Origin of the sequence: Holospora elegans E1, from assembly GCF_000648275.1 — a bacterium.
In the GTDB taxonomy this organism is placed as follows: domain Bacteria; phylum Pseudomonadota; class Alphaproteobacteria; order Holosporales; family Holosporaceae; genus Holospora; species Holospora undulata_A.
In genome coordinates, this window is record NZ_BAUP01000045.1 from 1 (window position 1) to 9670 (window position 9670).

Annotated in this window: 9 protein-coding genes, 1 tRNA gene and 2 pseudogenes; 9 read left to right on the forward strand and 3 right to left on the reverse strand. The window is 37.5% G+C overall.

Annotated features, from left to right (window positions below; all coding sequences use genetic code 11):
- Positions 1-136: 136 nt before the first annotated feature.
- Positions 137-681 (reverse strand): annotated as a pseudogene (locus HE1_RS09540) (transposase family protein); the annotation flags it as partial.
- 278 nt (positions 682-959) lie between these two features.
- Here HE1_RS09540 and HE1_RS08615 point away from each other — a divergent pair.
- Complete coding sequence (locus HE1_RS08615; RefSeq protein ID WP_162531155.1) at positions 960-1145, forward strand: hypothetical protein; 186 nt, start codon at positions 960-962, stop codon at positions 1143-1145.
- Between the two features lie 309 nt (positions 1146-1454).
- Here the strand turns inward: HE1_RS08615 and HE1_RS09545 are convergent.
- Together HE1_RS09545 and HE1_RS01270 are read right to left on the reverse strand one after the other, a co-directional pair.
- Positions 1455-1553 (reverse strand): annotated as a pseudogene (locus HE1_RS09545) (IS5/IS1182 family transposase); the annotation flags it as partial.
- Between the two features lie 894 nt (positions 1554-2447).
- Positions 2448-2531, reverse strand: a tRNA-Leu gene (locus HE1_RS01270).
- 298 nt (positions 2532-2829) lie between these two features.
- Between HE1_RS01270 and HE1_RS01275 the strand changes: the two genes are divergently transcribed.
- The 8 genes from HE1_RS01275 to HE1_RS10205 all read left to right on the forward strand — a co-directional run bounded on the left by HE1_RS01275 (position 2830) and on the right by HE1_RS10205 (position 9146).
- A complete protein-coding gene (locus HE1_RS01275) occupies positions 2830-4503 on the forward strand; it encodes a hypothetical protein (RefSeq protein WP_035543852.1) in 1674 nt (557 codons plus the stop codon).
- Between the two features lie 92 nt (positions 4504-4595).
- A complete protein-coding gene (locus HE1_RS01280) occupies positions 4596-6125 on the forward strand; it encodes a S41 family peptidase (protein WP_052567176.1) in 1530 nt (509 codons plus the stop codon).
- A gap of 27 nt (positions 6126-6152) precedes the next feature.
- Positions 6153-7136 carry an LD-carboxypeptidase gene (locus tag HE1_RS01285; protein WP_006294678.1) on the forward strand — a complete coding sequence of 328 codons (984 nt, stop codon included), beginning with the start codon at positions 6153-6155 and terminating at the stop codon, positions 7134-7136.
- 154 nt (positions 7137-7290) lie between these two features.
- Positions 7291-7635, forward strand: a complete 345-nt coding sequence (locus HE1_RS01290) for a HesB/IscA family protein (RefSeq protein WP_035543854.1) — start codon at positions 7291-7293, stop codon at positions 7633-7635.
- Positions 7636-7812: 177 nt separating this feature from the next.
- A complete protein-coding gene (locus tag HE1_RS01295; protein WP_035543858.1) occupies positions 7813-8499 on the forward strand; it encodes an RsmE family RNA methyltransferase in 687 nt (228 codons plus the stop codon).
- A 59-nt stretch (positions 8500-8558) separates the two neighbouring features.
- Complete coding sequence (locus HE1_RS06955) at positions 8559-8690, forward strand: IS630 transposase-related protein (protein ID WP_084490856.1); 132 nt, start codon at positions 8559-8561, stop codon at positions 8688-8690.
- Between the two features lie 228 nt (positions 8691-8918).
- Complete coding sequence (locus HE1_RS09310; protein WP_206537209.1) at positions 8919-9059, forward strand: hypothetical protein; 141 nt, start codon at positions 8919-8921, stop codon at positions 9057-9059.
- 18 nt (positions 9060-9077) lie between these two features.
- Positions 9078-9146 (forward strand): transposase, encoded by a 69-nt coding sequence (locus HE1_RS10205; protein WP_373279893.1) that lies wholly within the window; start codon positions 9078-9080, stop codon positions 9144-9146.
- Positions 9147-9670: the final 524 nt, after the last annotated feature.

Consider the following 9670-nt stretch of genomic DNA (forward strand, 5'->3'; position numbering starts at 1 on the left):
CACGAAAGTTTTAAAAGTCTCTGCGCTGGATGAGAGGTTAATTTGCATTAAACATTTTTGTTTATTTTTAATAAAATAGCCTCTCTTTTGGATCTTTTAAAGCCCCTTCAAAAAAGTGAGGGGGAGTATGCTATTCGATAATAGTTTCATTCACCTTTCTTTCGCTTGAAAGTTTTTTATTTTTATCTTCTTTCGTTAAAGGGTTTTTCTTACTTTTCTTCTTTGGCAATTCAGAGTTGCGATGCATCTTTTATGCCAAGATTTATCTTTTTTTTAGATTCTTTAAATAACCTAAAATCATGACAGTTGCCATTTGTAAATGCTGTACAAATCACTTCTTTGTTTTCTTCTCCCCCCCCCTTGTGTCTTTAAAGCAAGTATTCTCTTCTTTCCAGGATAAAATTGTATTCTTAAGACTTTTTTTTTAGGACGCTCTATAGGCGTTTCCGTTGCATCGATAAGGACAACTTCATATTCCTTATCACTTTTAAGTAACGCGTTCTTCCCGGGTAATGCAAAGTCTGGATGCTTGATCGGCGTATCTTCCCCCATTTTAATAGACCTCTTGCAAAGGCTATCACTCAGACCATAGCTGCCAGATATATGAAAGTATTTCCGGTATTCTCTTAAATATTCTAAGGTTATCAGTAAGCGATCCTTGCCCCCTAGTTTATTGGGGCGGAATTACTTAGAAACCTTGTATTCATGATTTAGCTAACCTTCTTAATAGGATCATGGAATGGGCTATTATAATCATTTCATGATCTTTAGATACACTTCGAAAATGATTTAGCCATGCAAATGTTCTTTCGACAATCCAGCGTTTTAGCAAGTATGGCCCATCCTTGAGATATATGCTCTGAGATTGCTATAGTTTTATTCAATATATTTCTTACAAATGCCTCTATGGGTTTTCTATATCCAGCATCTGCACACACTCTCTTTAATTTAGGATGTTTTTGCAACTCTTCCTCAAAAACTCTGCACCCAGCACCTGTGTCATTGGCCTTATGAACCGTGATATAGATCAGATTGCCTTGCCTATCAACACCACTATGCCGTTTACGTATCTTTTTCCCCCATCTATACCTATTTTTTCTGAGGCTCCTGTGGGGTTAACACTTGTTTTAACACTTTGTGAATGATGCTATAGCTGGGATTCTTTCTCCTTTCATACTTAATTCGGCTTGTCTTAATAAGTTCATGCATCACTTTTTCCCATACCCTATATCGTCTATAAAACAATGTACCGTCCTATTGACAATCGCTCTTGATTATATAACTACTGCATTAACCCCCTCTTTTTTGTTGTATTTGCTTCTATTGTCGTAATTGCCGCTATCAAAATGATGCTTCATTACTTCCTACTCTTTCTTTTTTATATCGCTTGGATAATTCATCTTCTACTCCTTCAAGCCTTTTATATCACACTTTTTTATTCATGAATACAGGTTCTTAGATTTTTGCTCACCTTCAGCTAACCTTAAGATCTGGGCCATTTTCTCAAAAGTTGACTTTTTGACCCCGGTTAATCTTCTAAAGCTTTTTTCTGTCTCTGCTTTTTATTCTTCGTACTTACTTATCTTTCTTTTCCAGTACATCGACAAAGTTTTATTTTATGTTTTTTCAAGGGGCCTAATATGTTTTGAGTAACTCTTCGAACGTTTTACGAGAACCAGCTTCTGAGCATACGTCTTGAAGCGATGGATATTTTATACCTACCTTATCAAGTACCTTGCATCCCGCAATAGTGTGAACCTTCAGATGAAAAATATGTCCTAGGGGGGATCCGTGACACTATGGCGTTTACGTTCTTTGACCTTTTCCCCCCATCAATCCCTTGATTTAAATCTTTGTGCGTTGTTTTTGCACTTTGTAAGTAATTATCGGATTAGCATTTCGTCCACTGTTATCCGGTTTTTTCCATAAGAACTTTTTTCACTTTCTTCCAAATTCCCCTTTGTTTTGTTTGCATGTAAAACCTGTGCACACTTTTCCGGAGGGTATTCTTGCGGAAAAAAGCGCCACTGACAGCCTGTCTTTATAAGATAAAACACCCCGTTAGTAAGCGCTTATCTTACGTTTTTTGCCACAATCCCCTGTATCACAATAAGATTTTATTAAATCTCCATTGTGTGTCACTCAAATCCTCTCGGATAGGGTATGTCATTTACCTTCTAACCAAGCTTTCTATCAGATTGTATTTTATTTTATTTAAATTTTTGAAGACAGGTTCTAGGTAATTTCCACGAATTAAAAAAAATCTTACCCCCATTCCTTTGTGGAACCTTCTTTTTACTAAACAGCATTTTTTTACTTAAACACTTTTTAGGAAAACTACTTAGTTATTTTTGTATAAAACCTTTATCTTGTGACGCTCTATTTCAGTTAAAAATTTCTGTAAGTAGAAAAAAATATAATTAATTTTATAAATTGATTAAAAAAACTGCGGTCAAGAAGATTCGAACTTCCCTGGGGTTTCCCCCACAACGACCTCAACGTTGCGCATCTACCAGCTTCGCCATGACCGCGTCACTTTGAATTATAGCATTATTTTTTTTTGATACTAGGGGCTTTTCACAAAAAAATGAAAAAAAACACTGTGCCCAAATAGAAAATAAGTTTTGAAGAAAATTTATTAGTATTGATGGTTCTTATTTTGAATTTTTAAAATAACAAAATAGTATAGAATTTTTTATTTATTTTTTTGTATTGATTTTTGTTTTTTAAGATTATTCGTAACTTGAAAATAGAATTTCTATAAGTATTCTTGAGATTTTATTCGCGATTATGATATAATGAGAAAATTTTTTCATTTAGGAAATCTTTATGTCAGCCTATATACGGTATCCCAGCGTGTGTCAATCTTCCGTTGCTTTTTTGTTGGGAAAAAGTATTTGGACAATGACGCTTCAAGCGCAGGAATTAACGCGTCTTACCGGAGATTACGATAGCATAAAGTCTTTGGCACTGCACCCAAAGGGTATTGCTTGGAGTAGCATGGGGCAGGTTTTTGTACAGTGGAATGGGGAATCTAGTTCAGAGCAACTAACTTACAGTTCAACGCCAGTCAGTGTTTTAGGGTGGAATCAAGATCAAATTGTTATCAAAACCGGATCAAAACATCCTTTTGAAATTTCTGAAATTTTCTTATTGTGTCCTTGTTCAAAACAGTGGACTCGTGTTGCGTGCGGAGAAGCCAACGCTATTGCTTGGGATGATCAAAATCGTTGCGTTATTCAAAGAGCAGGGTATCGATATGGGGCGTGGCAGCGCTATCAAGGGGGGACCGTTGGAAATCTTTGGATTGATACAGAAAAAAATCAAAATTTTTCTCCTTTGCTTAACAATAATCAGTACAATTATGTTTGTCCTGTATGTGTGAAAGATCGTATTTTCTTTTTATCTGACGTTAGTGGATGGGGAAATGTGCATTCAGTTCTTTGGGACGGTTCAGATATGCGGCAACACACCAAGAATCTTGAGTTTTACCCTATGCATTTGACAGGAACTCAAGACCACCTAGTATATACAGTGGGGGGAACACTTCATGTTTTGTCTGTAAAGGATGAGGTCGTTAAAACAGTTTGCGTTCCCATCAGCGCTGGAGCAACAAAAAATGATACTTCTTATAACGCAGGATCGTACTACAGGACTTGTGCGCTGTCTAAAACTGGGAAACATCTTTCCATAGTAAGTCGTGGTCAGCTTTTTCAAATGACGTGTTATAAAGGGCCAGTTTGGCAGTTGCCCTATGGCCAAGAACCTTTTGGACACTATCGGTGTTTGCAATGGCTGTCTGACAAAGAGCTGATTGCTGTATGCGATGAAGGTAAGCAAGATGTGCTTCATTTGTTCCAAGATATTGGTTCGATAGAAACTGTCTATAAATGGGATGATTTTTCTGGTATTCAAAGAGAATGGGGGCGCATTACTGTGATGGAAGCGCATCCCGAAAAACGTCGATTAGTTTTAAGCAATCATCGGCATGAATTGTTCTGGTTAGATTTAGAACAAAAAAATGGGCAATGGATTGAGACAGTTTTTGAAGAGTGCACTCAGAAACGAGAAGAGATCGCAGGAGTTTCCTGGTCTCCATGCGGTCAAGCACTTGCTTATGGATTGCCGAGCAGGGCACACAGCTCTTCTATCGTGATTTACGACGTTCAAAACAACCAACGTCATGTCGTTGTAGAAGATATTTTTGAAAATGTTTTTCCAGTTTTTGATCCTAAGGGACGCTATTTGTTTTTTTTCTCTGCGCGACATGTGGAATCTACTTTTGATCCTGTTCATTTTTCTAGCCAATTTGAAGCTCCCTTACTGCCTTTTGTTGTTACGCTTTTGAAAGATACTCCTAGCTTATTATATGCAGCGCTTGAAGAGCAGCATCAAAAATCAGAAAACGGAAACGCCTTAGAAGATGAAAAAAACAAAAAATTTCTGACGAGTCAGAAAAAGAAAATGCAGAACAAGGTTCAAAAGCACAATCAAGCACTTTAGATTCGGAAAACCAATCAGAATCTGTAAGTGATTCCAAAACAAACGCTCCTACTTTTGAATCTATCATTGATTTTGAAGGGATTCAGCTTAGGGTGCAGCCTTTGCCTCTTGCTGCAAGAGCCTATACGCAAATGATTTGTTTAGAAGATGGCTTGCTGTACAGTGCCTTGATTGAGTCTGACTCTTTACCAGAATCACAAAAATGGGAACAAAAGCTTTGGAAGTACAGCTTTTCTGATTTAACAGAAAGTAGCATCCTGGATTCTGTTCAAGAATGGAGTCTGTCTTATGATCAAAAATGGATGGTTTATTTGAATCTAGGGCGGTTGCGCGTCGTTCCTTCTGGAACAAGACCGGAAGATGGAGAGGATTCTTCTTTTCGTAAAGGGGGATGGCTTGATTGGAATCGTATCTCTCTTCGTGTGAATCATCGCAAAGAATGGTATCAGATGTTTGATGAAGCGTGGCGTTTGCAAAAAGACCTATTCTGGAGAAGCGATCTAGGAGGAGTAGATTGGGATGCAGTATATCAGCGATATCACCCCCTGATAGCACGGATAACAGAAATAGAAGATTTATGGGCCATCATTGAAGAAATGCATGGAGAGCTGGGTACTTCTCATGCATATATTTTAGGTGCGCAAGAATCAAGATCTTGTTCTCCGTTTTCTTCTACGCTAGGGGCTTCTTTTTCTTATGTGGAAGAAGCAGATGCCTACAGAATAGATGAATTTTTTATTCAACTTTCAGGGCAATTAGGGCCATTACAACGCCCTGGACTTTCTGTTAAGGTGGGAGATTTGTTGTGGTCAATTGGGGGAAAACGTTTATCTAAGTTTTGTCCTCCAGAACAACTTTTGTGGGATAGGGCAGGATATGGAATTCCTGTTGAAATAGGTCCGACAGAAGAAAGTCGTCGTTCTGTTGTGGTTTTTCCGGAAAAAGGTTATCAAGAACGAAAGTGGCGTTATGAGGCGTGGATTGCAAAAAATACCGCGTATGTGCACGAAAAAAGCCAGGGAAAGTTGGGGTACATTCATATTCCCACTATGGGATGCGAAGGAATGGATATCTTTATGAGATCGTATCTTCAAGAATTTGATCGTCCTGGTTTAGTTATTGATGTTCGGTTTAATGGAGGGGGCAATGTATCTGAAATTATTTTTCGTTACCTTACGCAAAAACGTCTTGGATATGACCAAAGTCGCTGGTCTGGTGTAACGCCTTATCCTAGATTGTCTCCAAGGGGGCCTATGGTTTTGCTGATTAATGCGTACACAGGATCTGATGGAGATATGTTTGCTTATGCGTTTAAATCTTGGAAACTCGGAAAAGTAATAGGGAAGAGAAGTTGGGGAGGCGTGGTTGGAATAAGTCCAAGATACCCCTTGCTTAACGGCACCTATACTACTCAACCAGAATACGCAATTTGGTTTCCTGAAGCAGGGTGGGGGGTAGAAAACTGTGGAGTTCATCCAGATTTTGAAGTAGAAATCTCTCCGCAAGATCAAGTGATGGGGATAGATCCTCAGCTAGACTATGCTATATCAAAGGGGGTGTTGGTTGTGGATCAAGATCAAGAACGGCAGCTGAAATTGATACCTAAAATTTCTGATAGCTAAAAAAGAAAAAATTTTAAAGGAAGGAAAATGAAGCTTAATTTAAAAATTAAAATTAGTATTTTTTTGGGAATAATGGGGGTGTATTTCAATGGAAACGCTGAAAAAGAAAATTCCCTAAAAGCGTTAGAGCAAGCTTTGATTGTCGCTCCTGCAGGGGCGGTTGAAGCGCAAACCTTTTCAATATTGAAAAAAAAGTTTTCTCAACTGGAATCTTTATCTTGGGCTCCAGGAGTGTATTGGCACAGCGCAAGTGACAAGGATAGGGCAGAGCAACTTGTAAAAGCGCTTACAAAGCGCTCTTCTTTTTGGGTATGGTGTTTGCGTGGTGGGTATGGGTGTGCTAGGCTTATTCCCGCGCTTTGGAAAGCGGTAAAAAACGACAAGCTCATTTTTCCAAAGGGAATTATTGGGTATAGTGATGTGACTTGCCTGCATCTTTGGGCTGATGCTCAAGGATGGAAAGGGGTGCATGGAGTTATGCCAGGAGATTGGGGAAAGCCTTGGATTCAAAAAAATAATTTTTTCTTGTTGAATGAAATTTTAGCTAATTCCTCTGGTGTGCTTCATTATAAAAATTTGCGGCCTTTTAACGAAGCCGCTAAAAGTTCTAAATTGTTAAAGGGGAAAGTTATTGGAGGAAATTTAACGCTTTTGGTTCACAGCATAGGAACTTCTTGGCAACTTAAAAGTAAAGGAAAGATCATTATTATAGAAGATTTGAATATTCAAGGATATCAAATTGATCGTGCTTTATATCATTTAACTGAAGCTCAAGTTTTAGAAGGGGCAAAAGCAATTATTTTTGGTGCGTTTTATGGAAAAAATACAGATTGGGAAAAGGCCATAAAGAGGTTTGCTGAACATACTGAAATTCCTGTTTTTTATTGGCCATACTTTGGGCACGGCGCATATAATTATCCTATTCCGTTTGGATTTGAAAGCCAGTTAAAGTATAATGCAAATCAATGGATTTGGAGTATTCCTTATAACTTTTCAGAAGGAAGGGAATAAGTTTTCTTTTGATTTCTTATTTTACATAAAATTTGAAAATTTTAATTATTTTTCGGAGATATTTTAGGCTAGACAATGCGTTTTATTAAAAGTAAAATTATAAAGATCTTTTATTTATAAAATTATAATATTTTGGAATGAGAATAAAAAAGTGATGAAGGACAAAAATAATCAGGATATTTTGACAGTGACAGCTAAAGCTGAAGCGTCTCTTAGGGCTATTATCCAAAAGCATAACGGAGCGTCAGTACGGCTTAGCTTAAAGCGTAAGGGGTGTGCGGCTCTTTCCTACATGATGTCTTGTGTTACTGACCCTTGTGACGTAGATGTTCAGGTTAAGGTTAGCGGTGATGTGACCCTTTATATTCAATCCAACGCGTTGATGTTTATCATTGGTCTTACTATGGATTATGTGGAAGATGGAGTGCGATCCGGGTTTGTGTTTCACAACCCAAAGGAAAAAGGGCGATGTGGATGCGGATCTTCTTTTTATGTATGAAGAAGGAGAGCTTTGTTCAATAAGAAAAAAATGTTTTTTGCTTTGCTTGGCCCATTTTCTAAATTAAAAGAGGAATAAATTTTTGGATGATTCAGTTTTATGATCTGCTGTACATTTTGTTTGCTCTTAACAAGTGTGGTATTTTTCGTAAGTTGTAGGGGGGGGCAATAATTTTTTATGATTCGTCTATTCGTAAAAGAAGATTTGGGAAAAGGGATAATTTCTTTGTCTCCACAGCATGTTCACTATTTGCACAATGTGATGCGATTAAAAGCTGGTTCTTGGATAGAGGTATTTAATGGTAGAGACGGGGGATGGAAGGCTATTTGTTTAGAAAAAACAAACAAGCAACTTGATGTTGTAGAGTCATTTGCTGATCAGCCTGTTGCTTTGCCTGCGTTACATCTTTATATTTCTCTATTTAAACGGCTAGATTGGGCGTTGGAGAAAAGCACAGAACTTGGAATAACTCACATCCACCCCATCATTACTCAGTATAGTTCCGTACATCGGTTTAATAAAGACAGATCAGAGCGTATTGTGCAGGAAGCAGCCGAACAAAGCGGGCGCTACACTGTTCCCGATATTCTTCCTGTAGTTCTTTTTGAAAAAGCTCTTAGTTCTGTTTCTGGCGGATGGGTGGCACATAAAGATCTTTTTGAAAGGAAGCGCGATACTAAGCAATCTTCAGATTTTGTTCATAACAATTTATGGATAGGACCGGAAGGAGGGTGGAGCCCCCATGAGATAAAAATGTTTCAAAATCATTCTGAAATCCGTCCGGTATGTCTTAATTCCTTGTGCTTGCGAAGCGAAACTGCTGTTGTTGTTGGATTAACCGCTCTTAAATATATCAGCGTGTAATTGGTTAGACATAGTAATTTAGGTTGAATTAGGTGTGTTTTTTTGTTACAATAAAAAAAATGACAAAGAGCTGCGGAAACGATTTAAGACAAAGGGTAATAGAATATTTAGATGAGGGGAACGGGTATATTGAAGCATCGCAACCGTTTAAAATAATTGTATCAGCGATAGGCAGGTGGCATAGAAAATAAAATTTTTCGTACGTGAAAGCAAGCCAAGAAAATCAAAGTAAATAAAAGAAAAATCAGTATCAATAATCGATCAAAGATATAGCGTATCCAAGTATTGTATATATTGATGAAAGCGGCATTGATATGGCTATGTGCAAAGACAGAAAGCTGGGAAAGAAAAAGTGAAAAGTTGGTTGGCAAAAAGAGTGGGGAATATGATCAAAGAACAAATCAAATAGTATTGCCGCTTTGGTTAATAACACGCCCATAGCACCAATGAGGGGTAACGGATCTTGCGACACAGTATTATTCCAAGCTTTGGTATTCCTGATCAAGAAACTAAAGCCTGATCAAGGTATTATTATGGATAATGCCTCTTTTCATAAATAATCTGTAAAATGCAGTATAATTTTTCTACCGCCTTACTCTTCTGATTTGAATCCAATAGAGAAATTCTGGGCTAATATGAAGAGGTAGATTAAATGCAATATAATAAATTTCAACGCTCTATTCGACGCTATTTCGTGGTTCTTTAACACACCTAATTCAACCTAAATTACTATAGTGTGCCAAGACTGCGATATCAACAGGCAAACATGATTGGGAAGCGAAAAAAACTACTGGTATGGGAGCTTTGATGGGAAAAAGCTTTTTCACAATACCCATCTTTCAATCAAACATTAACACCCAGATCTTTAATGATTTATGGAATGCAAGCTTTCATAAAAGAAAAATCATGCATGGGGCTATAATACAGAAAGGACATACCCTTCTTTACCTTCTCCAAATTCTCTGGATCTCAATTCTATTGAAAGAAAACGGGCTAAGATGGGTCTATTGATTATCTTTTTAAGGAGACTTGATCTTTGGTCATATTTTTGCGGATTGGCCATAATAAAAGGAAAAAGGAATAGGGATGATGTGTCAAAAGCACAGGTAAAAAAAAGTAAAAACAGGAAGAAAGAAAGAGGGGTAAAGAAAGGTATTGAGGGTATATTAAA

Excerpts from the sequence above, each read along its gene's own strand:
- HE1_RS01275 (WP_035543852.1), top strand. The coding sequence starts at position 2,830 with ATGTCAGCCTATATACGGTATCCCAGCGTGTGTCAATCTTCCGTTGCT.
- HE1_RS01295 (WP_035543858.1), top strand. The coding sequence starts at position 7,813 with ATGATTCGTCTATTCGTAAAAGAAGATTTGGGAAAAGGGATAATTTCT.
- HE1_RS01285 (WP_006294678.1), top strand. The coding sequence starts at position 6,153 with ATGAAGCTTAATTTAAAAATTAAAATTAGTATTTTTTTGGGAATAATG.
- HE1_RS06955 (WP_084490856.1), top strand. The coding sequence starts at position 8,559 with ATGACAAAGAGCTGCGGAAACGATTTAAGACAAAGGGTAATAGAATAT.
- HE1_RS01290 (WP_035543854.1), top strand. The coding sequence starts at position 7,291 with ATGAAGGACAAAAATAATCAGGATATTTTGACAGTGACAGCTAAAGCT.